Source organism: Deltaproteobacteria bacterium, from assembly GCA_016180855.1.
In the GTDB taxonomy this organism is placed as follows: Bacteria; UBA10199; UBA10199; order JACPAL01; family JACPAL01; genus JACPAL01.
The window spans coordinates 269,028-292,589 of the sequence record JACPAL010000002.1; the positions used below are offsets into that span (position 1 = coordinate 269,028).

Genomic DNA, 23,562 nt, shown 5'->3' on the forward strand with positions numbered 1-23,562 from the left:
GCTCCTTCAGAGGTTCATTCTTTTTCCAGGGTTACGTTGTACATCTTGGTGGGCTGCTCTTTCAGATCAACCACCGATTCCCACGGTTGATATCCCTCCAGGACGAGCTTGACCGAATGTTTACTGTCGCGTGGCACCTTTTTGATCGTTACGGGTGTTTTTACGCCGATCAGCTCACCGTCAATATAGATGCTGGCCTGAGGAGGTGTGGAGTTTAGGCTCAGTTCGCCAAAGAGGTCTTCCAGCTTGACGGTCCCCAGTGAACGGGTCTCACCCGCTTTGAGGTTCAACTGCTGGATAAATTTTAGATAACCCGCCTTGGTCACGACGAGCTTGGCGCTTGTCGGTACATCGGTAATAGTGGCGGGCGTCGTTCCTTTGTACTCCGAGTTGACATAAACATCCGCGCCAACTGGATCGGAACTGACCTGCAGGATTGCCAGTCCTCCACTCGGAGGAGGAGGGGGGGGCGGTGGGGGTGGATTGACGACCTCTTCGGGCTCCTTTTTTAGTGAGGCGACCAGACGGGTTGTCTCTCCCGAGGCGACAATGACCGATTTTCGACTCCATCCCTCATATCCTTTTTTGATGACGGAGATCGACTGTCCTTTTCCCGCCTCGATGTTTTTCAAGGTGGCTGGTGTCAGTTGTCCGGTATCCCGGCCATTCAAAAGAATTCTTGCCTGAAGCGGATCCGAGGTGACATCGATCTGACCATAGGCTGGGGTTACTTTCTTCTCATCCGATGGTGGGGGAGGGGGCTTGATCGGCTCTTGAATGATCGACTTGGGAAGCGTTGTCAGGGTGGCCGCCAGCTTGACCGGATCGAACCCTTTGACCTCCACTGATCCATTCCATTCGGCGTGGTCCGCGAGCATGAGCTTGATGTCGTATGACTTGTTGATTTCCAGATTTTCAACTGAGGTAGGTGTTTTTAGGCCGGTCTCCTTTCCGTTCACAAAAATGTTTGCCCCCTGGGGATTCGAACTGATTGAAATGGTACCGAGGTCAAGTGCCGACAAGGTTTCCTGGACTTGAATCGGTTTGGTCGAGGTGACGGTAAATTTTTTGGCAAATTCCCGATAGTTCTCCTTGACCAGGCGTATTTCGTATTGTTTGCCCAGCTCAAGTTTGTCCAGACTGGCCGGTGTGGTAAGGCCCGTCTCGCCTCCATTGAGGATGACCTTAGCACCGACCGGTTGGGTGAAGATCTGAAAACTTCCGTATTCAGAGATTGTCTTGGGAGGGCGTGGTGGCGCCTCCTTTTGCGCGAAAAAGCGATAACCCAGATATCCGCTGACCACGAGGAGGGCGGTGAGACCGCCGATAACAGCGGCCCGTCCGATTTTTTTCTGTGTTTCAAGCTTTGGTGCGACGGAAGCGGCCGTCTTTTGAGTGATCGCCGTTGCTTGCGGCGTTGCCCCATGAACGACGAGCTCTTCCTGGGCTTGGGCCGCCTGGCGAATCAGGACGGATCTTGTCTTTTCATCGATGATCGGGGCGGATTCCCTCTTTTTGAGTTCTTGGGCAAAGAGCCGGGAGACGAGGGCGGCGAGGTTTCTCGGCGAGAAGTCAATGTAAGTAGAGTAGAGATGTTTCGTCAGGTCGAGCTGAAAATCGCCGGCATTCTGATAACGATCCTTGGATGAATAGGCAAGGCCTTTGACGAGGATCGCCTTGAGGGGACCTGAAATCTGCTCCGGGAGCATATTGGCAGTGACGCGGGTGGTCCTGATTTTATTCAAGACCTCAAACTGGCTCTCGCCCGAATACAGTTTTTCACCGGTTAGCATCTCATAGAGCATGATAGCGGCCGAAAAAATGTCTGTTCGGTGATCGAGCGGTTTTCCCAACGCCTGTTCGGGAGACATGTAGGCGATCTTCCCCTTGAGAATTCCGGCCATTGTGTGGGAGACGTTCATGGCCGCCTTGGCGATACCGAAATCGACGATCTTCACCTCACCTTCGTAAGAGATCAGGATATTTTGGGGACTGATATCCCGGTGGACGATATTCAGTGGATTTCCCTGTGTGTCGGTCTTGCGATGGGCATAATCGAGCCCCTTGCACATCTCGCTGATGACATAGACGGCGGTCTCTTCAGGGATTTTTTCCCCCTGCTCTGCAAGGCGGCGCATCACTTCGCGGAGGTTTGTGCCGTTGATGTACTCCATTGAGATGAAGTAGTCATCGCCCACCTTACCCAGATCAAAAACCTGGACGATGTTGGCGTGAGAGAGGAGTACGGTCAGCTTTGCCTCATCGACCAGCATGCTGATAAATTCCTTGTCAGCCGCGCAGTGGGGAAGGATTCGTTTGATGGCGAGCAATTTTTCAAAGCCGTCAACCCCGTAGGTCTTCGCCTTGTAGATCTCCGCCATGCCGCCGACAGCGAGTTTGTCGAGGAGGACGTACCGGCCGAACGGCTTTGGCTCAAATGTTGTTACGCCTTCTACTGCCATAGACTCATTCCCACAATAAGAAGGAGGGCGGCGATCATTGTCCCAATGACGAGGGCGTAGGTCAGAATGACACCGGCCCTCGGTCGCCCCTCTTCATCCAAGATGCCCCATACGACGAAAAACCTTTCCGTCAAAGTCAGACTTTTCTCCTCCTCCATCTCGTCTGAAGTCGAAGTTGTTTTTATTCTGAGTCTTGCCTTCCGGGTGAGCAGGGAGCTGTTCGCACTGCGCGATTCCGATGACAGGAGGCGTCGCCACCGGGAAGGTTTTTTTTCAAATTTGTCTTTTTCCTTTTTTTGTTGTTCCTGATCCTGCCTCCTTCCCTTGCGATCTCCTGAAGGATCGACACGTTGGAGGTTTGGGTCAGTCCTGTCGATAACTCTATCAATCGGCATCTATGTCTACCCCCTCTAAAAAAAATCAATAACAGGTTGGGTCTCTTGTCTCCACCACCTCTGGGACTTTTGTCACCATTTTAGGTTAATATGAATCGAAGATCAATAACCTTTTCTAATCATTGAAGAAAATTTATCAGAATGATTTTTCCGAGAAAACGGACAATTTTGCCTGTCATTTTGATAGGATAGATACCGCTGCCTCTCTCAAGAGACCGACTATCATTGTGTCCGCAATAATCAGGAGGATGAACACGAGGATCGGCGAGAAGTCGATCCCCGTCTTGTAGCGGAGCGATGAGGGGAGCAATCGGCGTGCCAATCTGAAGCATGGTTCGGTTACCATATAGAGGAAGCGGACGATTGGATTATACGGGTCTGGTCGTACCCAGCTGATAAGCACCGCGATGGCGACGATAAAGGTGTACATGTCGATTAAGAAGTCAAGAACTCGCGCAATCGTCTGCAAGAGGTAACCAAGGACGATCATGTTAACTCCCCAAATTCTTCTCTTAGTTCGCGACCCCGTTTCGTGGCCGCCTCAATAGTTTTCTCGATTATATTCTGAAAATGATAACGATGCAGGATGCGGAGCCCTGCCTCGGTCGTTCCCCCTTTGGAGGCGACATTCGTAATAAGCGTTTGCAACGGTCTGTTGCCTTGCTCTGCCAGCAAGCCGGCGCCTATCAGTGTTTGAGAGGCAAGCGTTTTACTGGTTTCCTGGGGCAATCCCATTTTTTTCCCTCCCTCGATGAGGGCATTAAGAAACAGGTAAACGAACGCCGGCCCTGCGCCCGAGAGGGCCGTAACAGCATCCATCTGGCCCTCTTTCGAGATGAACAGGCATTTTCCGACGGCGGAAAAGATTTTATAGGCTGTTTTTCTGTCTCTTTGTGAGACGCCAGATGCGTAAAGGGCGGTTATCCCTGCACCCAACTTTGCAGGGGTGTTTGGCATCGCCCGGATTAACCGGATTTTGTCCCCAAGAGAGTGACGGTAGAACTTTATGTCGAGTCCCGCCGCGACGGTAATGATCAGACTCCTCGCTTTTACAGTGCTCGCAATCTCTTTTAATACGGCAGACATCTGTTGAGGTTTCACCGCTAAAATCAGGATGGGGGTGGTCCCTGCCAGTTCACGATTGGAGCAAAAGAGGCGGAGATTGTATTTTTTTTGCAACTCCCGGCTCCTTTTGGTATGGGCGGTGGTGATGCCGATCTCTTGAGGAAGGTATATTTTTTTTCGGATGAGACCGGCGAGGATCGCCTCACCCATGTTACCGGCCCCGAGGAAGCCGATTTTGATGTTTCTCATCCTCATTTTTTTGTTTCACGCATTCCAAAAATCCCCGTTCCAATTCGAACCATCGTTGCCCCCTCTTCAATCGCCACCTCGAAATCATTGGTCATCCCCATAGAGAGGTGCCCCAGAAGGCTTTTATAGTGTCTCTTTTCATTAATTTCATCTCGAATCTCTCGCAATTGACGAAAATAAGGACGCGTCTTTTCGGGATCTTCTGAGAATGGGGGGAGTGTCATAAAGCCTTGCAAGGAAATATGATCATATCCATTCATTGCAAGAACCATTTCTTGCAGGGGCGTCCCTTGGTGAGCCCCGATTTTAATTCCTGATTTCGATTTCTCTCCCCCCAGATTAACTTCAATCAAAACCGCCTGGATCTTTCCTGTTTTTCCCGCCTGTTTATCAATTTCATCTACGAGTCCTGGCGAATCAACGGAGTGAATAACGGAAGTCAGTGGCAGGATCTGTTTGACCTTGTTTCTTTGAAGATGGCCGATGAAGTGCCATTCTATCGGGTGTAGGGGTGCCGCTGGGTGCGCCCTCGATTTGGGCGTAACATCCTCCAGGCGTAGCGCTCCCCAATGATTGACCATCTCCTGTGCATAATTCTCTCCTATATCGAGCAGGCCACTTTGAACCGCTTCATACAACCTTTCTTTCGGTTGTCCCTTGGCCACTCCAATCAATCTCACCTCCGACCGAGAACGGCCCGACCGCTGACACGCCGTGTCGATCTTTTTTCTGACGATTTCGAGCCGTTCGGCCATGAAGTTTGTGGACATCGAATCAACCGGTTGTTATAATTCCTGTACGCAAGAGTTCATCACATCTTCACCGCTCTTTCTCAAGCAAGATATGGCAGGGGGGGATTGTTTTTTGATTTCACCTTGAGAGGGTGAAGAGCAGGCAGAATGGGGGGATCCATGGCACCAAACAACGATGTCCTGAATTACATTCAGGAGCTTCATAATGCACGTCAGTACACCGACCTCAGTTGGAGTGGCACGATGGAAGAATATTTGGAGATTGTGAGAAAAACTCCCTCTGTCGCCCGGTCGGCCTTCCAGCGGATTTACGACATGATCCTCTTCCATGGATCTGAGGAGTACATGGATCACAAGAAGAAGGTGAATCGCTACCGGTTCTTCTCGGATCCTCTCGATAACGGTCGGGATGCGATTTTCGGTCTCGATATCCCCCTCATGAAGTTGGTGAATATCTTTAAGGCGGCTGCTCATGGGTATGGCCCGGAAAAAAGGGTCATCCTCCTGCATGGCCCGGTGGGTAGTTCTAAAAGCACCATTGTCAGGCTTCTGAAGAAAGGGATTGAACATTATTCCCGCACCCCTCAGGGGGGAGTTTACACCTTCAGTTGGCTCCGAGGGGATCTCGATCGGTCGTTGTTCGGTGCCGCCGACCGGTTTCCCTGTCCGATGCATGAAGATCCGTTGCGGCTTATCCCTTCCGATATTCGACAGGAGTTTTTGAAGAAAGTGAACGAAAATCTGCCCGAATCCCAGAAGGTTCGGGTTGAGGGAGATCTCTGTCCTCCCTGCCGTTTTCTATTTAGGGAGATCAGTGATTATTACCGTGGAGATTGGACCAAGCTGGCGAGTCATATCCGTGTGCGCCGGATCGTTCTTTCGGAAAAGGACCGGATCGGCATCGGGACCTTTCAACCCAAGGATGAAAAAAATCAGGATTCCACGGAGCTGACGGGCGATATCAATTATCGGAAGATTGCGGAGTATGGGTCTGATTCAGATCCGCGTGCCTTCAATTTTGATGGGGAATTCAACATCGCGAACCGGGGGATTGTTGAGTTTATTGAGATGCTGAAGCTCGATGTCGCTTTTCTGTACGACCTCCTGGGGGCCTCCCAGGAACACAAGGTCAAGCCAAAGAAATTTGCGCAGACCGACATTGACGAAGTGATTATCGGGCACACCAATGAGGCGGAATATCGCAAGCTGCAGAATAACGAGTATATGGAGGCGCTCCGGGATCGGACCTTGAAGGTTGATGTTCCCTACATTACCAAGCTTCATGAAGAGAAGAAAATCTATGGTAGGGATTTTAATCCGCAACGAATTCAGGGAAAGCATATCGCACCACATACCATTGAAATGGCGGCGATGTGGGCCGTTCTGACCCGTATTCAGGAGCCGAAGAAGGCGAATCTGACCCTCCTTCAAAAACTGAAGTTGTATGATGGACAAAAACTGCCCGGTTACACCGAGGAGACGGTGAAAGAACTTCGCAAGGAGGCGATGCGTGAGGGATTGGATGGGATCTCACCCCGTTACATCCAGGACAAGATCTCCAATACGCTGGTCATGGATCGTGACGAGGGTTGCATCAACCCGTTTATGGTGCTGAATGAACTCGAAAGCGGTCTCAAGCATCACTCACTGATCAAGAACGAAGACCAGAAGAAGCGCTTTCATGATCTGCTCACGGTTGTCAAAGACGAATACGAGGATATCATCAAGAATGAGGTCCAGAGGGCCGTTTCGGCGGATGAAGAAGGGATCAGCCGGCTTTGCAGCAACTACATTGACAACGTCAAGGCGTACACCCAGCGCGAAAAGGTGAAAAACAAATACAGCGGGCAGTACGAGGAGCCTGATGAAAGGCTCATGCGCCAGATTGAGGAAAAGATTGATATCCCGGAAGGGCGTAAGGACGATTTTCGTCGGGAGATCATGAATTACATCGGTGCCCTGGCTCTGGAGGGGAGGGTGTTTGATTATCGTACTAACGAAAGGTTGTGTCGTGCCCTGGAACTCAAACTGTTTGAGGACCAGAAGGACTCCCTCAAGCTGGCGAGTATTGTGACGAATGTGGTTGATCCGGCGACCCAGGAGAAGATCGGTGTCGTCCGGAGCCGCCTGATCAAGAACAACGGCTACTGTGACGTTTGTGCCAAAGATGTGATGACATACGTCACGAGTATTTTTGCTAGAGGGGATGTCAAGGGGAAGGGTTGATGTAGGGGTGTTCCACCATTTTGTTTATGTTCGTAAAGATTGATACCGATCACACCCGCTTTAAAGAGATCATCCGCGGGAAAATCAAGAAAGAGCTCCGTAAATTTATCACAAAAGGGGAGTTGATTGGTCGGGAGGGGAAGGATGTGATCAGCATCCCCCTTCCCCAGATTGAGATTCCTCGATTCGCCTTCGGCTCCAAGCAGATGGGGGGGGTTGGGCAGGGGGATGGCGAACCCGGCACTGTGATTGGAGTTGGTGAGGCGGAAGGGGGACAACCAAAGGCTGGAAATGAGCCCGGAGAGCATATCCTCGAGGTTGATGTGACCCTTGAGGAGCTGGCGAAGATTCTGGGTGAGGAGCTGGAGCTCCCCAAAATCGCCCCTAAGGGAGATGCCTCGATCATGGCGGAAAAAGACCGGTATACCGGTATCAGCACGGCGGGACCCGAATCACTCCGCCACTTTAAAAGGACCTATCGCCAGGCGCTAAAAAGGCAGATCTTAAGCGGCTCCTATAATCCCTCCCATCCGAAGGTTGTCCCTGTCCGTGAGGATCGCCGTTACCGGGTCTGGCGGGAATCAAAGCGTCCCGAAAGAAACGCCGTCATTATCTATATGATGGATGTCTCCGGGAGTATGGGGACTGAACAGAAAGAGATTGTGAGGATTGAGTCGTTTTGGATCGATACCTGGCTTCGCTCCCAATATCAGGGACTCGAGACGCGCTACATTGTCCACGACGCCGTCGCACGGGAGGTCGATCGGGAGACGTTCTACCGGACCCGCGAGTCGGGAGGGACGATCATCTCGTCGGCCTACAAACTTTGTCTGGAAATGCTCAAGACGCGCTACGCCTCGTCCGAGTGGAATGTTTACCCCTTCCACTTTTCAGATGGGGATAACTGGTCCGGAAACGATACCCAGGAATGCCTCAAGCTGCTTCAGGAGGAGATTCTGCCTAATGTGAACGTCTTTTGTTACGGCCAGGTGGAGAGCGAATACGGAAGTGGGCAATTTTTGAAGGATTTGACGGAGAAATTTCCGAAAGAGGAACAGGTGATTACCTCCAAAATTTCGTCGCGCGAGGCAGTCTATGACTCGATCAAGGATTTCTTGGGTAAAGGGAAGTGACATCGATGGATGACTCTACACTGACCCCTGAGTTGGAAGGGTGGCGCCAACGGATTGAGGGATATGCGCGTCATTATGGTCTCGATTTCTTTGGGGTCGTCTTTGAGCTTCTCGATTGGAACGAAATTAATGTCGTTGCCTCCTACGGAGGGTTTCCCAGCCGGTATCCTCACTGGCGGTTCGGTATGGAATACGAGCACATGAGTAAATCGTACCGTTATGGGCTTTCCCGTATCTATGAAATGGTGATCAACAACAACCCCTGTTATGCCTATTTGCTCAAGTCGAACGGGATGATTGATCAAAAAATGGTCATGGCTCATGTCTTTGCGCATGCCGACTTTTTTAAGAACAACGTCTATTTCGCCGGGACAAACCCTAAAATGATTGATGTCATGGGGAACCACCGGACCAAGGTGCATCGGTATATCGATCGTTTTGGGCTGGATCGTGTAGAGGGTTTTATCGACCGGTGTCTCTCGCTCGAAAATCTGATTGATATCCACCGGCCTGCCGAGAGGCAAAAAAATGCCAGGCCACCCAAGATGCTGGATGAGAACTCCTTGGAGAGGATGAAGGGGAAACCTCTCCCTTCGGTGTCTGAGCGAATTCCACTTCAACCGGAGAGGGATGTTCTCTTGTTTATTCGGAACCATGCCTCTTTAGAGGAGTGGGAGAGGGATCTCGTGACCATGATCAGGGACGAGCAGCTTTATTTTGCTCCTCAGGCGCAAACGAAAATCTTGAATGAAGGGTGGGCCGCCTATTGGCATTCAAAAATAATGACCGAAAAGGTGTTGGATGACAGTGAGATAATTGATTATGCCCAACATCACTCGGCGACAGTTTCCCCCCAGCCTGGAAAGCTCAATCCGTACAAGCTTGGCATGGAGCTACTCAGGGATGTTGAGCGACGGTTTGGTCATGAGAAAATATTCAAGGTCAGGGCCCTCCACAACGACCTGACCTTTATTGATGAATTCTTGACGGAGGAATTTTGTGAGGCCCAGAATTTTTTTGTCTACGGATTTAATCAGGCCAATGGGACGTATGAAATCACCGATCGGGACTTTAAAAAAGTCCGGGAGAAGCTCCTTGTGAGTCTAACCAACATGGGGGCGCCGATTGTCCAGGTGACGGATGGGAATTATGGGGGGCGTGGCGAATTAGGCCTCAAGCATCTGCATGAGGGGGTCGATCTTCGGCTTGATTGGGCCAAAGAGACCCTCTTGAGCCTGCAGGCACTCTGGAAGAGACCGGTTCATATCGAGACAATTGTTGAGGGGATTCCAAAATCATTTTCGTTTGATGGGGAGGAGCACCACGAACAGAGGATGACCTAGGGAGCTTGAATTTGGATTTTGTAGAGCTCCTTCAGTTTTCCCTCCTCAAAATCAAGCTCTTTGAATGTCACGGTGACGGACGGGACGGGACTTGCGGTGTCTGTTTCAACAAGGGCGTAGATCGAGGCGATTTTTTTGGCATGGTACGGTTCGCTTGGATGGCCCTTGATGGCCCAAGGGATGCGGTAGATCTCGCGGATGCCGGGATGGGTAACCCCGGGAGGCAACGTCTCTCCAACAGCCCGTTTGTAGTCGAGTGGAGAGGCGGAGAGGTCGAAAAGTGCCGTGGGGTTCGATGCTAAAGAAAACAGAACCGAATTGGGACTTTGTTGAAGAGGTTTCATCGACTCCTCCCAGTTCAAGACATTGAAGGAGGGAAAATGTTGGTCCCCTGACAGCGTAAAGACCCCACGAATCTGATGGGTCCGGGTAAAATCGAGAACCTTCTTGCGTTCCTCCGCGTATCCCTCCCAGTTGTCAAACCACTTTTTGTCTCTGGAGCGGTCCCCTCCGGTGTCACTCCAGGACATGCTTGAAAGGATAATTTTAAAAGGATGACCGGCCTCTTCTGATTTTTTGAGCCCCTCAAGAAGCCATTGGAGTTGTTTCTCTCCGAGGAGTGTGTGCTCCGGCCCATCGGGGCCCATCGGTGATTTGTACCATCGGCTGTCAATAACGAAAAAATCGACGTTGGCGGCAGAAAATCGATAGTAGAGTCCCCCCTCAGGCTCCAGGTAAGGTTGTACGGGAAAGGTTTCGTTAAAGACCTGTTTCGAGATCTCTTTATAAGGGTAGGTTCCATCGGAGCCATCTTCACCAAAGTCGTGGTCATCCCAAGTGGAGACAATTGGAAGGGCAGCGCTCATTTCCTGAAAATGCTTGTCAAAATTTCTCTGATATTTTTGCCGGAACGATTCAAGGACGGAATCTTCGCGTGGTAACGGTTCCCCTTCCTGCAAAAGTTTCTCTCGGTAGCCCCTGTCTCTCTTGATTTTATCAATATCGTTCAGATTGCCGTCATAATCGCCATAGATGTTGTCCCCCAGCAGGGCCATAAAATCGAGTGATTCTTCCTTCAGAAAGCCGAAGATGAAGTGGGGTCGGTACTTTTCCCGCAAACAGGAGGAAAAGGCAAAACGGAGCTTGCCAGGTTGCGAAGAAGCCGGGAGGGTCCTGAATTTTTTCCAATCGGTCGGCGGTGCTTTTTCAAATTCAACCTGATATTCGTAGGAGGTTGCCGGTTTGACTTCAGAGAGCCAGAGATTCGCCGTAAAATCATTTTTGGACTTCAGCGGATACCAGCTAGTGGCAGAGACCTTGTCGGAATCGGCCTCCCGGAACTGAATCCGGACCTTTGACTTCTCCCGTCCCTTCACGAGGATCGGGAGTCTCCCCTCCTGGATCAGACCGATGATGGGGGCCCGCCGGAGAAGCGGAGTTTTGTTGGGATTAGCCTCTTTCCCCCAGGATGAATTGGAAGAGAGAAACATTGAGACAACAAGACTCAAGGCAAACAGGGTTTTTAGGAAGTGCATTTTTTAATCCCCCTTAAGTTTTGAATAGTCCGGTTTTCTTTTTTCGAGAAAGGCAGACATCCCCTCCTTCAGTTCAGGGCTGCCATAGATCTTTGGTAATTTTTTAAGGTCCTTTTCGATCTTTGTGAGGAGCCCCTCATAGAGGGAGGCCCTTGCTAGTGCAATCGCCTGAGGACTCTTCTCCAGGATTTCGCGGCAGATTAGCTCCGTGATTGAATTAAGACTCAACTCCGGGACTACCTTGTTAATGAGTCCCATCTCGAGGGCCTCACGGGCCGGGTATTGATGACAGAGAAAGGCGATCTCATGCGCCTTTTTGGGGCCGACTAAGAGCGGGAGGATTTGGGTCCCTCCCCAAAGCGGCGCACTCCCGACCTTGGGGCCTGTCTGACCAAAGACCGATTTTTCGCTGGCAATTGTCAGATCACAGAAGAGCTGGATTTCATTACCACCGCCAAGGCAGTAACCGTTGACCTTGGCGATGATCGGTTTGGGGGAGGCAATGAAACTCTTTGCGAGCTTGAGGAGCTTTGTGACAAAGAGACGGCCGGTCTTTGCGGATAAATCGTTCATCTCGGCGATGTCTCCTCCCACACAAAACGCCTTGTTGCCGGCACCCGTGATGACGATAACGCCAACCTCTCTCTCTTTTATAGCCGTCCGGATCGCCCTTTCCATCTCCATGATTGTTTGTCCCCGAAAGGCATTCAGTTTGTCCGGGCGATTGATCGTAATGGTGGCAATTCCATTGTGAGATTTGAGAAGGATGTCTTGAAACGTCATCTTAAGCCCGCCTGTCTCTTCCCATATTGTAGAAATCAATCAACAGAATTTTGTTGATTTTTTTGGCTTTGTACATACGTCATAGTCATTACGAGTCGAAGTACTTAGGCGATTGAAGTTCAAAGGTATGAAAAAAACTGAATTTTCAAAAGAGACCGTTATTGCGGTCGATCTGGGCGGTACCAATCTTCGCGTTGGGGCGGTATCCGCTAAGGGTGAGGTTTTAGCAGTTGAGAAAATCCCAACGCTTTCGAAGGAGAAGAAAGAGATCGGCCTTGAACAGATCGCCTTGGGCATTGACTCTTTGATACAGAAGAATTCACTGGGTCGCCCTTACGCTCTGGCTCTGGGTATCCCCGGAATTGTCGAACAAAAAACCGGGGTTGTTTATTGTTCGCCTCATTTTCCAGACTGGAAGTCGGTTGAGGCGCGCTCTTATTTTGAAAAGAGGTTTTCCTGCCCGGTGGTCGTTGATAACGATGCCCATATGATCGCCCGTGGAGAGGGCTGGAAGGGTACAGGGAAGGGATTAGAACATTTTATTCTTGTGACGCTAGGCACGGGTATTGGCGGCGCCCTGGTCTGTAACAGATCTATTTTTCATGGGGACAGCGGCTTTGCGGCAGAAATCGGTCACATGGTGATTGAGTCCGAGGGGCGCCCTTGCAACTGTGGGAGCCACGGTTGTTGGGAGATGTATGCCTCGGCAACGGGGCTTCTCTACGGCATTGAACATGATAAAGTGAAGAATAAGGAAAGGGACAAACTTCTTGAACGGTTTGGCGGTCTTTTGAAGGTGACGGTGGCCAGGCTTTACGAATCGGTTCAGGAGGGTGATCTTTACGCCCATGCAGTCTTTCAGAAGTTGGGTTACCATTTGGGTATCGGAATTGCCTCGCTTGTCAATATTACGGGGATTGAAACGGTGATTTTAGCGGGCGGTGTCAGTCGCGCCTGGGATTTTTTTGTCGGTCCTATGAAAAAAGAGACAGCCCTCCGGACCTACAAGGAGACCGCCAGTCGGATTCAGATCAAGCAATCCACATTGGGAGATGAGGCGGGATTGATCGGCGGGTCAGCTGCGTTTTTCCAGAATTTTCAACATCATCGGCAGGAAGACAAGGGTTGAAAGGAGACAGGTTCCAATCCCCAAGACGGCCAGGAGTCCCATCGAGAAGAGTCCTTTGTGTATCGAGAAAAGAAGCCCTGCAAAGCCACCGGCATTAGTCAGAGAGGAGAGGAGGCAGGCAACGCCGGTATCACGCAGGACGGTCTTCAGGGAGCCACGCCCTAGTTCGCGATAACGATGCATGACATGAATGGCGTTATCAATACTGACTCCCATGACGGTCGGAAGGATCACCATGTTGTAGAAATTGAGTTTAATGTCGAAGAAGGTCATGAGTCCCAGTAACCAAAAAACTCCCATTACGATGGAGGTGACCACGAGGGCGGTCTCTGGCATCTTGCGAAAATCCAGATAGACGAAGGTCATAACGAGTAAAAGAGAGAGAAGAAGAATTCGTGGTACATCGTCAAACATCGTTTGCAGGACGGTGCCATAAATGATGGCGTTGCTGGAGGGGTAATGAGTTTCAACAGGGGTTTTGATCTCTTTGACTTCGTGGGCAAACTGAATGGCGTTTCGACCATCGTCTAACTGGAGCCGTGGAAGGGCGTTGATAAAAAAGAGCGTTTGGCCATCGGGGAGAGAACCTTGCATGAGTTCTTTAAGCTCATGGGGAACCTCGGACTCCAAAAAAGGTCTTGTTCTGTTTAAAACCTCCTTGAATTCGTCCAATTTTTTCTTGTCCTCTCCCTTAACGAGCTTGATGGTCGGGTCGGAAAGCATCTCCTTCATTTCGTTCACGAGCTGCATTTTTTGGTCCTGATCTGCCGGAACGAGATCATAATAAGAACGGGTTGTATCAATCACGGTTTTTGGTCCTGCTTGATTTTTGAGCGTCTGAACCGTTTCTTTGAGGGCGTCTGCCTCTTCCCGGGACTTTACAATGGTGACGGCAGGATTGTTAACGCGTGTGGAGGTCTGGTGTTGTTTCTCCTTGGCAAGGCGAACCTCAGGAATGTCGGCCCGTATTTTTTTTGAGTCATATTCAAAACCGACCCGGAACGGGGAGAAGAACGAGTAAAGACTGAAGAGGAGGAAGCTTGCGAAAAGAATATGAAACCCTCGTTTTTTTGGAACCGGAACATTAAATCCACGCAGTTCTTTTTTTTGTATTTTTAACAGACCTATTTTTTCAACAAGGAGGATGAGTGCCGGGAAAAAAGAGAAATAGAGGATAAAAAGGAGAATGAGCCCGGTACCTGCAATCAGCCCGAATTCAGAAAAACCGCGGAACTGATTCACAATGAGGAGAAGAAAGGTGATGGCGACCGAGGCGACGGAGGTCAAGATCGGTCGACCCATTTCGCGATAGAGATGATGAATCGCCCGCTCCACGTTTTCCCCTGAAGATCGCAAATTGTGGTAACGGCTGAACAGATGGATTCCGCTCTCAATTCCCAACCCTCCCAGAATGGCAAAAAGAAAAGAGGTGATGACACTCAGTTTCTGAATAAAGAGGGATCCAAAAGAAAAACCAAGTGGAATTCCCAGAAGGAGAGGCAGAAAAATGAGAAGAACAACGACCAAACTTCTGAAGCGGATGAGGAGAGGCAGGAAAAGTGCGAGTCCTGAAATAAGCCCAGCGACTTTCAGGTCTCGAATGAGGGCACGATATTCAAGGACTCTGCTGGGGCCGGCCAGATAAAGTTTAATGGTTGGCTCTTTTTGGGAAGGCCGTTCCTCTTCCATAAATTCAGACAGGTGATCATAAAAAGTCGAACTGGCTGCGAGATTGTTATCGAATTCCGTTGATTGAACATACATCGTAAAGAGTGTTCCCTCTTCATTAGTGTAATATTCACTCCGTGCCGCCTCTGAATATTCCTCACGATATTTGTGTTCTAGATCAGAAAAACTGAATTCCTCCTCTCCTCCCAGGTCGATAAGAAAGCCACCCAGTTTTTCCTTCTGAATCCGCCGGTCAATCCGGTCCCGAATGCTTTGAAGGTCTTCCCGGTCAAGAAAAAGGAGTTTGTTTCGGTCAAAAAAGTCGTAACCGACTTTTCGATAGTGGACCTCATGCACAAAAGGGAGGCTTTTAAGACGACCTGCAAGGTCCTTCATGTAATGGATCGCTCTTTCGGAATCGGCTGATTCGAGAACGATACCAATGGTGATCCTTTCATGATAGGCTTCACGAATTTGATGGAGAGTTTTGACATTGGGATGATGAGGAGAGAGAAGATCGACCGGATCAGTGCTGATTTTTTTGTAGAGATTGATAGTCGGGATGAGGGACAATCCGCCAAGGGCGAGTGAGACGATGAGGATGAACGGCCAGAATCTTGTGACGAGTCTCGAGACCATAAAAAACTAATCTCAGATTTTTTACTGATTGACAACTTATCGATTTGCCGTGAGAAAATGTCTTATGCCTCTTATCTCTTTGGATGCTTTTCGAAGGATCCGTCAACAGGATCCTCAGGCCTCTCTTGTCCTTGAGATTCCCTTTGATTTTGAGACCCCGGTTTCTCTGTTTTCCCGCTGGAAGAATCAAAAGTATGCCTTCTTGCTGGAAAGCGTCGAGGGAGGAGAACAATGGGGGCGATATTCGTTTATCGGCCTTTCCCCCTCATCGGTTTTTCGATGTCGTGGAAACGAGGTGGAGATTGAGGAGGGGCGTCAGAAGAAAAAAATTTCAACCCCACATCCTCTGGAAGTCCTGAGACGCTTTGTCGGTCCGTTCCATCAAGTGTCTCACCAAAAAACTCCCCTCTTAGGGGGTGCGGTTGGTTATGTTGCCTACGATGCGGTCCGTTTTTTTGAACGATTGCCCGGAAAATCAGCTCCTGATCTGATTCTCCCTGAGTTCTGTTTCCTCAAGCCGGAGATCCTGCTGGTTCATGACAGGCTGAATCATAACTTGCAGATTCATTTTTTTCCTTCCGCAGGGCTTTCAGATCAGGAGGCCTACCGACGCGGGCGCCAGGCCATTCAAACTGTTTTAAAGGAGATTCAAAAAAGACCTCGAGGAATTACCTTGAGTGGTGGGGAAAAACTTTCCTGGAAGGCGAGTCTTTCTCAAGCTGAATTCCAAAAAAAGGTTGAAAGGATCAAGGAGTACATTCTTGCGGGTGATGTGACGCAGACGGTTTTCTCCATCCGATTTTCAGCGAGGGGAAAGACCGACCCTTTTGCTGTTTATCGAAGACTCCGACGCATTAACCCTTCGCCGTATCTTTTTTATCTTAAATTGGGGGAGCAGCAGATTGTCGGGGCCTCTCCGGAAACAATGGTGCGGCTGGAAGAAGGGAAGATGACGCTTCGCCCCATTGCCGGAACACGACCTCGCGGGAAAACTCATTCGGAAGATCTACAACTTGAGAAAGAGCTTCTGGCCGATCCCAAGGAGAGGGCGGAGCATATCATGCTGGTTGATCTGGGTCGAAACGACTTGGGACGTGTTGCCAAACCGGGGAGTGTCACGGTGGATGAGTTGATGAGGGTCGAGCGTTACTCCCATGTGATGCATATTGTTTCCAATCTTTTCGCTGAACTGCAGGAGGGAAAAGACGCCTTTGACCTTTTATCGGCCGCCTTTCCTGCTGGCACATTGACCGGCTCTCCCAAGGTGCGGGCGATGGAAATTATTGAGGAGCTCGAACCGGTGCGACGCGGGCTCTACGGCGGTTGCGTCGGCTATTTTTCAACGAATGGCAATATGGACATGGCGATTACGATCCGATCCGCCTCTTTTTACAAAGGAAAGGTTTATGTGCAGGCTGGAGCAGGGATTGTGGCCGATTCGGATCCTGAAAAGGAATATCAGGAGTGTTTGAATAAGGCGAAAGGGATGATGGAGGCGATCGAGGGTTCATAACGCCCCCCAACCCCCCTCTCTTAGTGTAAGAGAGGGGGACGGGGGGTGAGTTATGAGAACAGAAAGGGATGCCTGTTTTGCTCCTTGTCATCGACAACTATGATTCCTTTACCTACAACCTGGTTCAGTATTTTTTGGAACTAGGGGAAGAGGTTAAGGTTTTCAGGAATGATGAGATAGGCATTGAAGAGATTCGTGTCCTGAAGCCGGGCCATTTGGTGATCTCACCGGGACCTTGTACCCCGAATGAGGCGGGGATTTCCCTTGCGGCCGTAAAAGAATTTTCAGGCAAAATTCCGTTGCTCGGTGTTTGCCTCGGTCATCAATCGATTGGCCAGGCGTTTGGGGGCAAAATTGTTCGTGCAAAGAAGGTGATGCATGGCAAGACCTCGATGATTCACCACGATGGAAAGACCCTTTTTCAAAACATTTCCAACCCCTTTGAAGCGACCCGGTATCATTCGCTCGTCATCGAAAGAAAATCACTTCCTGATTGCCTGAAAATCACCGCCTGGACCGAGGAGGGGGAGATTATGGGGGTTCGTCACGAAAAACTGTTCGTGGAAGGGGTGCAGTTTCATCCCGAGTCGATCTTGACGATCGAGGGCAAAAAATTGCTTAAGAATTTTCTAGAGATGAGATGAATAGAGTCTTCCTTGAAAAGTTGTCTCAAGGTGATTCCTTGACCGACGCCGAAATGGTCTCGGCCATGAAAGAGATCATGTTGGGGAGGGTGGCTGAGGAAGAGATTGTTAATTTTCTTACATTGCTTCGTAAGAAGGGGGAGAATCCAGAGGAGATCCTGGCGGCTGCCACAGTACTCCGGGAATTTTCTGTTCGTGTGAATGTTCCAACGGACAATCTGGTCGACACCTGCGGCACCGGAGGGGATGAAAAGGGCTCTTTCAATATCTCCACTGCCGCCGCCTTTGTGGTGGCTGGTTGCGGAGTGGGCGTTGCCAAGCATGGAAACCGGGCGGTCAGTTCGAGGTCCGGCAGTGCCGATGTTTTGGAGGCGTTGGGGGTTCGGATCGATGTAGAGCCGGTGGTCATGAGGCGTTCGATTCAGGAGGCGGGGATCGGCTTCTTTTTTGCTCCGCGCTATCACCCGGCGATGAAGAATGTTGCCTCGGCACGAAAAAAAGTTGGCAAGACAATCTTCAACCTGCTCGGTCCGCTGGCGAACCCCGCCCAGCCGATCTTTCAGGTTGTGGGGATTTATGATCGTTCCCTCATGAAGAGGTATGCGGAGGTACTGAAGCGGCTCGGGCTCAAGCATGCCCTTGTGGTTCATGGAGAGGACGGGATGGACGAACTGACGCTTACCGGAAAAAGCCATATTGTTGAGTTGTGGGACGATATCATCCGTGAATACTCGGTGGATCCACGCGATTTTGGCCTGGAGCTGTGCCACCCCTCAGACCTTCAGGGGGGCGATGCCTCCTATAATGCCAATCTCCTGCGTGGATTGCTGGAGGGATATGTTTCTCCGTTGCGGGATGTGGTCCTTCTGAATGCTGCGGCGGCGCTCATCGCTGCCAACCGGGTTAAGGAGTTTGGGGAGGGATTGATGCTGGCGAATCATGCGTTGGACCAAGGCAGGGCGCGTGGTTGTCTAAAAAAACTTATAGAGATAACGAATGAATGAGAAAAGCTATTTTTCAACACACCCCTTATCACTTTGAGAAACCATTCTCATTTTGATAATAAGGTCTATCTCTTGGATTTTGACCAACCCATTTTCTTTTGTTATAGTAATAACTTACAGATCGGCATTGGGAAAGCCTTGGCATGTCTATTGCTCATTTGACTATCTATACAGGGGCTTTATGAGGCTAGGCCAGATCTTCTTCATCCTTTTTTTGTTAGTAAGACCTCTCCTCGCGGAACAATCTTTTCGAGCAGGTCAAGATTCGCAACGTCCAACGACAATCTCTCCGGCACTCGGCCAAGGCGTGAGCGAGATCCGGTATAACCAGATCAAGACGCCGCAGTTTCTTTTTGAAGAGATTTTACCGGAGGCCTCGATCTTGAACGGTGGTCTGGGGAATGGGAGAGGGGGAAATCCCGATCCATCCTACTTTTGCAGCGGTCAGGATGAGGTGATTGCCTACCGCAGGCAGATGGGGTTAGGCGGAGCAGAAGAATTTAATCCAAATGTGGGGGCGGGAAATCAGGGCAGTTATAGAGTGGCCCGGATTATTGATCGCTGTCGGACAGAAGGGGGCTGTGGTTCCGTTCCGGCGGATGGAAAATCATTTCTCATTGGCTCTCCCAAATATGCAACGAACTGTCACCCGTGGGGGGAGGGCCGGTTTTGGGACAATACGGCGCTTCAGAGCCCAAGCGTTCGTGAGAATTCTTTCAGCACTCCACCGAATAACCCCCTCCATTTCCGCTGGTCCTGGAGGAACTATATCGATGATGGAAAAAGCCTCCTGTTTGGCCGGTACCTTTTTCACCAATTGGCAGAGAACCTCACGGGAGACCGATTAAGAACCGAGGCGGTGAACCGGCTCTCCCTCCGGATGAATGCGACCAACCGGTATGGAAGGGACGAGGCGGATCCTTATCTTGTTTATGCAACCCCTCCGCAATTTCTGGATATCCCGTATAGTCTGGATCATCTCACCTGGGGATTTACCTGTGCGGAGATTGCCAGGAACGGTGGTTACCAATCGAACCCCGTTTTTAGGGGTCGAAGCTGGGCGGCCACTGGAAGAGATCAGGCGATGGACGTGGAGTGGCTTGACCATCACCGAACCCTGCTCGAATTTGTCCGGGACGATTTAGGGTCCCGAATAGCGCGGAGGGATTTTGGGAATATCTATCCGCGAGTCCCGGGGGATGTTCGAAACGGGTTGACCGTAAACGAGCGGGGGATAGCAGAGATTGTCGTGAATATCTGGACAATCTTAAACAAGATGCTCTCGCGCGTGGAGTGGGGAGCTTGTACCGATGCGACCTGCCGGGCGCGGCAGCGGTTCCGCTCCCTGTTTGGGTTAAGAAGGATCGAGATCCGGAGCTGTCGTGAGTTAGCCGGCGGCTCCCTCGTCGATTACCGCCACGAGGAACGGCTGCTTTGTGTCAAATCCGAGATAGCGAGCGATTGCCACAGCAAGCGGGCGAAAGAGGCCGACTCTCATTATAATGTTCATGGGGAGGGGCTCTGGGGGGCTGCGGGAAGATGTTTCCTTTCTTATGGGGAATGGCGGGGTGGCGGAATCTACGAGCGGGCGTATGAGACCGCTCAGGGGTACCAGCTCCGGGATCGTGGGGAGACGATCGGTGCGATCCATGGGAACGTCGGTTATCGGTCACCGGATGGTTACAGCCCCGTGATCGCCTCGTTGATAGCTCATCAATTGGTTCATGCCTATTTTCAAAGGGAGCTGGAGATGAACCGGATGATCGGTTGGCCAAACAACCCGGAGGCACTCTACGAGGAGGAGCTTGCCGTGATGGCACAGGCGGCGGTCTTCACGCATCTGCGCTGGATGGGGTATGCCGACAAGACATTTAAAATGGAGAAGGAGGGGTTTATCCGATCGATCACGCGTGCGACGCCGGGGAATCGGAACTCCCGTGTGGTCGATGCGACAATGGGGGAACGGTTTTTGTATCCACAGGGGTGTCGTGGGTATGGCGGGATTTTTTTGGGCCCCTTTTGCGCCAACATGAGATCGATCTACAGTGCACTCCGGAACGAACGGAATCCGGAATTGGCGCGTATGCTGGCGCTCTACCATGCGAAGGGGCCGACGCTCACGCCACCGGCACGGATGATGGTGAATGGTCAGGACCAGGCGTTTCGCCTCGCGAGCGATCAGGCTGAGGTGATTCAACCGGATGCCGGGCGAATGCAGCAGATGAGGGAGGGGGAACAGAGGATGCAGGATTCCTCCCCCACCCCTGAAGAGATGTCGGATGACCCGCAACCGTTCCGGTTTGAGGGAGACGTAGAATGAAGAGGGCTCTCTTTTTGTTCCTCACACTTTTTTTGATCTCGCGGATCGCGACAGCGATGGAGATCCCTCCCCGTTTGAACCTGTTCCATGATGAGGAGGAATCGGGGTGTCGAACAGAAGAGGTCCAATCCCGGGGCGACGATCCAATCCTGCGTGAAAACGACTGTCACCGTGAGATCTGTGGCGGGAATTTCTGGGGACTCTCGGCAGTGGATGTTTGTTGCAATGATCAGGAGATCATTGAGGGGGGGATGACCTATAACCGATGTTGGATGAGGAGACCGACCCGGTATCGGGCGGAGGAGGCGTGGAGGGATGTTTCATTTCCGCGTCGTATTGAAAATCCGATCGGTTGTGGCAATCATCTGGTCTCTGTCGAAGAATATACGGGGTCGGAAACAACTCTTGCCGATTTCATCCTTCCAGATCTTTATGCCGATCCGGCGGAAGCCTCTCAGTCACCGTTCCCCTGGTCTGGTGTGGAGACACTGACGGTCTCGAATACGGCCGCTGTTATTGCCGATATCATTGAGGTTGCCTTGGCGAATGGAGATCCTCAGGAGGTGGGGGAGGAAGGTTCTCTGTTCAGACGGTGGGTGGAGGATACCTGGATGGCCTCCCGGTTCGTGGCCCATGTGATGTCCCCTATCGGGTTTCCGGTCTGTCCACCCCAACTGACCGGGCTCTGTGATTTTATCGGGCACCGGGTGGAGGGAAACTGGGCCAATCTGATCAGCACTTGGGGATCGACCCATCACTTGAACAGTTTTGTGATTGAGAGAGAGTTTGCCAACCCAAACCTGCTCGCGCTTGTCATGGGGATCTCGATTCATGAGACAACGCATATCCTGTTTCATTGGACCCGCGGGCTTTTTGAGGATTTTACGAGCCCCGCTTTTGATTACAATTTCATCTCGCCTCCTGATCCGGTGCTCAATTATGAGGATGAGATGTCCGCCTCCATGGTTGGTATCATTGCCTTTCATTTTCTATCTCCCGGGGTTCGGGGAATGTTGCCGGCGGAGATGCGGTATGTAGAGAATTCTTATGAAAATATTTTTGCGAATCTCCTTGTTGATGGAGGTAACAATCTTGCTGAAAGACTTCAGGAATCTTATGTGTACACATTTTTTTGGACGTCTTTGACCCCGGAACAACAGAACGAAATCCTTGGGTGTGTTGACTGGATGTTTGAGCACTCCAGTGGTCGCTTATCACCCAACGATCAGGAGGCGTCCAGGAATATGTTGGTCTTCTGTATTGGAGAGGAACTGGGTAACACGGATGCGGTGGCCCTCCTGCAGCAGCTGAACAACAGATTGCTGGGAAGGGGGGGTGGAAACGGGATTGGAAGTGGGGGAGGAGGGGATGGCACGTTGGCGATCAGTCCCCACGCCGATCTCCATCATGATTATCTTGAGAGCCCGGACGTAGAGGGCGGACCCGGCGGTTCCTCTGAATATGAGGCCCCTGCCGAAGGGTTTGACTGGGACTACCCCGGCAACTTTCAGGGCCCGAATGACCCGAACAACTTCCCTAATCAGAACTACCCCCCTGAATCCTGTGTGGAGGCGATGGCAAATCCAACCTTCGCTGATCTCATCCCATCGGAGTGTGCCAACTGGTGCTGGGACCATTTTGAGGGGGGACGGGATGGCAATGGGATCTGTGAGCGGATCACCAATAGGGATGTAGAGGAAGACTGCCGGCTTTCAACAGGGGGTCGGTGTGAGGCGGGGGAGGCGACTCGAAGAGGGGATTGTGAGACGGATCGTTCATACCAGACCTCTGATTTTTGTGTCGATGCTTGTGGGAGTTCCGGGAGTCTTGGCTATTGTGATGACCTCTGTCTGCAGAATCATACCTACCGGTTCTGCGATAATATCTGCCGGCGTGGGGATAACTACGGGCTTCCGTTTTGTGATGAGATCTGCCGGGACGATTTCTCACCTGATTTTTGTTGGAGTCGGTGCCGGTATGTGAGTGACTCCCCAGGGTATTGCGAGTCTATTTGTAATGCGACTCCTCGGAGTGATATGTGTGATCGCCGTTGTGAGAGGAACTTTGCGGGTTATTGTCGAACGAGGTGTGATGAATCACCCGGTCTGGGGTTTTGCGAGGAGTGGTGTGAGGAGCGTCCGACCGAGTCGTTTTGTACGCCGGAGGAGGGGGCGGGCGGTGAGAGTGAGATTGTCGGTTCTGACGTGATCGACTGCCCGGTCGGTTGGTTTACGACAATCGGGACGTTGTATATGAATGATATTGATCTCATCCGGTGGGATCTTGGTGGGTCGGTAGACGAGGTTCAGGAGGAGGTGTTGCGGGCGTATCTGGAACACTACGACCATTGCGATCCGTATGTGGGGCGGATGATCTGTTGCCGCCTGGCAAGGGGGGAGGAGGTCTGCCTCCCCGATGGAGACAATGATGCCTGTGAAGAGGGGGGATACTGTGGTTGCCCTGTTCTTACTCCTAATGAAGAAGTCTTTGAGGGGTGTTGTATGCATCCAGACGACGGGGTGATAGCGGATCATCAGTGCCTGTTGATGGGGGAAGGCTGTTCTTGTCTCCGGCAGGCGATCAGGGGGTCTTGTTGGTGATGGGCACCTCGAAAAACTACCCATCTGCTGTGTTGCCCGCTTCGGCCGTGTCCTCACGTACCACGAAAGTACCCTCCGGTCGCGGCCTTGAGGGCGCCTTGC

The 23,562-nt window shown here is 51.2% G+C and carries 17 protein-coding genes; 9 read left to right on the forward strand and 8 right to left on the reverse strand.

The window, feature by feature from the left end:
* Window positions 1-14: 14 nt before the first annotated feature.
* The 5 genes from HYT77_01355 to HYT77_01375 all read right to left on the reverse strand — a co-directional run bounded on the left by HYT77_01355 (window position 15) and on the right by HYT77_01375 (window position 4,926).
* Window positions 15-2,462 (reverse strand): serine/threonine protein kinase, encoded by a 2,448-nt coding sequence (locus tag HYT77_01355; protein MBI2066646.1) that lies wholly within the window; start codon window positions 2,460-2,462, stop codon window positions 15-17.
* Window positions 2,453-2,857 carry a hypothetical protein gene (locus HYT77_01360; protein MBI2066647.1) on the reverse strand — a complete coding sequence of 135 codons (405 nt, stop codon included), beginning with the start codon at window positions 2,855-2,857 and terminating at the stop codon, window positions 2,453-2,455. Before HYT77_01360 ends, HYT77_01355 begins: the two co-directional genes overlap by 10 nt.
* Before the next feature lie 175 nt (window positions 2,858-3,032).
* Window positions 3,033-3,347, reverse strand: a complete 315-nt coding sequence (locus tag HYT77_01365) for a YggT family protein (GenBank protein ID MBI2066648.1) — start codon at window positions 3,345-3,347, stop codon at window positions 3,033-3,035.
* Window positions 3,344-4,171 (reverse strand): pyrroline-5-carboxylate reductase, encoded by an 828-nt coding sequence (locus HYT77_01370; GenBank protein ID MBI2066649.1) that lies wholly within the window; start codon window positions 4,169-4,171, stop codon window positions 3,344-3,346. The genes HYT77_01365 and HYT77_01370 overlap by 4 nt, the downstream gene beginning before the upstream one ends.
* A gap of 2 nt (window positions 4,172-4,173) precedes the next feature.
* Complete coding sequence (locus HYT77_01375) at window positions 4,174-4,926, reverse strand: YggS family pyridoxal phosphate-dependent enzyme (GenBank protein MBI2066650.1); 753 nt, start codon at window positions 4,924-4,926, stop codon at window positions 4,174-4,176.
* A 144-nt stretch (window positions 4,927-5,070) separates the two neighbouring features.
* On the opposite strand from HYT77_01375, the gene HYT77_01380 reads away from it, so the two are divergent.
* From HYT77_01380 to HYT77_01390, 3 genes are read left to right on the forward strand one after another with little or no spacing between them, the layout of a single operon-like run.
* The gene (locus HYT77_01380; protein MBI2066651.1) at window positions 5,071-7,149 is read left to right on the forward strand and encodes a serine protein kinase; all 2,079 of its coding nucleotides are present in this window, start codon (window positions 5,071-5,073) and stop codon (window positions 7,147-7,149) included.
* Window positions 7,150-7,175: 26 nt separating this feature from the next.
* A complete protein-coding gene (locus HYT77_01385) occupies window positions 7,176-8,282 on the forward strand; it encodes a DUF444 family protein (GenBank protein MBI2066652.1) in 1,107 nt (368 codons plus the stop codon).
* Between the two features lie 5 nt (window positions 8,283-8,287).
* Window positions 8,288-9,625 carry a SpoVR family protein gene (locus tag HYT77_01390; GenBank protein MBI2066653.1) on the forward strand — a complete coding sequence of 446 codons (1,338 nt, stop codon included), beginning with the start codon at window positions 8,288-8,290 and terminating at the stop codon, window positions 9,623-9,625.
* On the opposite strand, the gene HYT77_01395 is transcribed toward HYT77_01390, so the two are convergent.
* A complete protein-coding gene (locus HYT77_01395) occupies window positions 9,622-11,160 on the reverse strand; it encodes an alkaline phosphatase D family protein (protein ID MBI2066654.1) in 1,539 nt (512 codons plus the stop codon). The two genes, HYT77_01390 and HYT77_01395, sit on opposite strands and share 4 nt — an antisense overlap.
* 3 nt (window positions 11,161-11,163) lie before the next feature.
* Complete coding sequence (locus HYT77_01400; GenBank protein ID MBI2066655.1) at window positions 11,164-11,943, reverse strand: enoyl-CoA hydratase/isomerase family protein; 780 nt, start codon at window positions 11,941-11,943, stop codon at window positions 11,164-11,166.
* Between the two features lie 127 nt (window positions 11,944-12,070).
* Between HYT77_01400 and HYT77_01405 the strand changes: the two genes are divergently transcribed.
* The gene (locus HYT77_01405) at window positions 12,071-13,072 is read left to right on the forward strand and encodes an ROK family protein (GenBank protein MBI2066656.1); all 1,002 of its coding nucleotides are present in this window, start codon (window positions 12,071-12,073) and stop codon (window positions 13,070-13,072) included.
* Here the strand turns inward: HYT77_01405 and HYT77_01410 are convergent.
* Window positions 13,019-15,379, reverse strand: a complete 2,361-nt coding sequence (locus tag HYT77_01410; protein ID MBI2066657.1) for an MMPL family transporter — start codon at window positions 15,377-15,379, stop codon at window positions 13,019-13,021. The genes HYT77_01405 and HYT77_01410 overlap by 54 nt on opposite strands.
* Before the next feature lie 64 nt (window positions 15,380-15,443).
* On the opposite strand from HYT77_01410, the gene trpE reads away from it, so the two are divergent.
* The 5 genes from trpE (at window position 15,444) to HYT77_01435 (ending at window position 23,460) form a co-directional block, all read left to right on the forward strand.
* Window positions 15,444-16,892: an anthranilate synthase component I gene (gene trpE, locus HYT77_01415; protein MBI2066658.1), complete on the forward strand. Its 1,449-nt coding sequence runs from the start codon at window positions 15,444-15,446 to the stop codon at window positions 16,890-16,892.
* 77 nt (window positions 16,893-16,969) lie between these two features.
* Window positions 16,970-17,536: an aminodeoxychorismate/anthranilate synthase component II gene (locus HYT77_01420; protein ID MBI2066659.1), complete on the forward strand. Its 567-nt coding sequence runs from the start codon at window positions 16,970-16,972 to the stop codon at window positions 17,534-17,536.
* Window positions 17,533-18,540 (forward strand): anthranilate phosphoribosyltransferase, encoded by a 1,008-nt coding sequence (gene trpD, locus HYT77_01425; GenBank protein MBI2066660.1) that lies wholly within the window; start codon window positions 17,533-17,535, stop codon window positions 18,538-18,540. The genes HYT77_01420 and trpD overlap by 4 nt, the downstream gene beginning before the upstream one ends.
* A 181-nt stretch (window positions 18,541-18,721) precedes the next feature.
* Complete coding sequence (locus tag HYT77_01430) at window positions 18,722-20,860, forward strand: hypothetical protein (GenBank protein MBI2066661.1); 2,139 nt, start codon at window positions 18,722-18,724, stop codon at window positions 20,858-20,860.
* Window positions 20,857-23,460, forward strand: coding sequence for a hypothetical protein (locus tag HYT77_01435; protein MBI2066662.1), 2,604 nt, complete (start codon window positions 20,857-20,859; stop codon window positions 23,458-23,460). Before HYT77_01430 ends, HYT77_01435 begins: the two co-directional genes overlap by 4 nt.
* Window positions 23,461-23,562 lie beyond the last annotated feature (102 nt).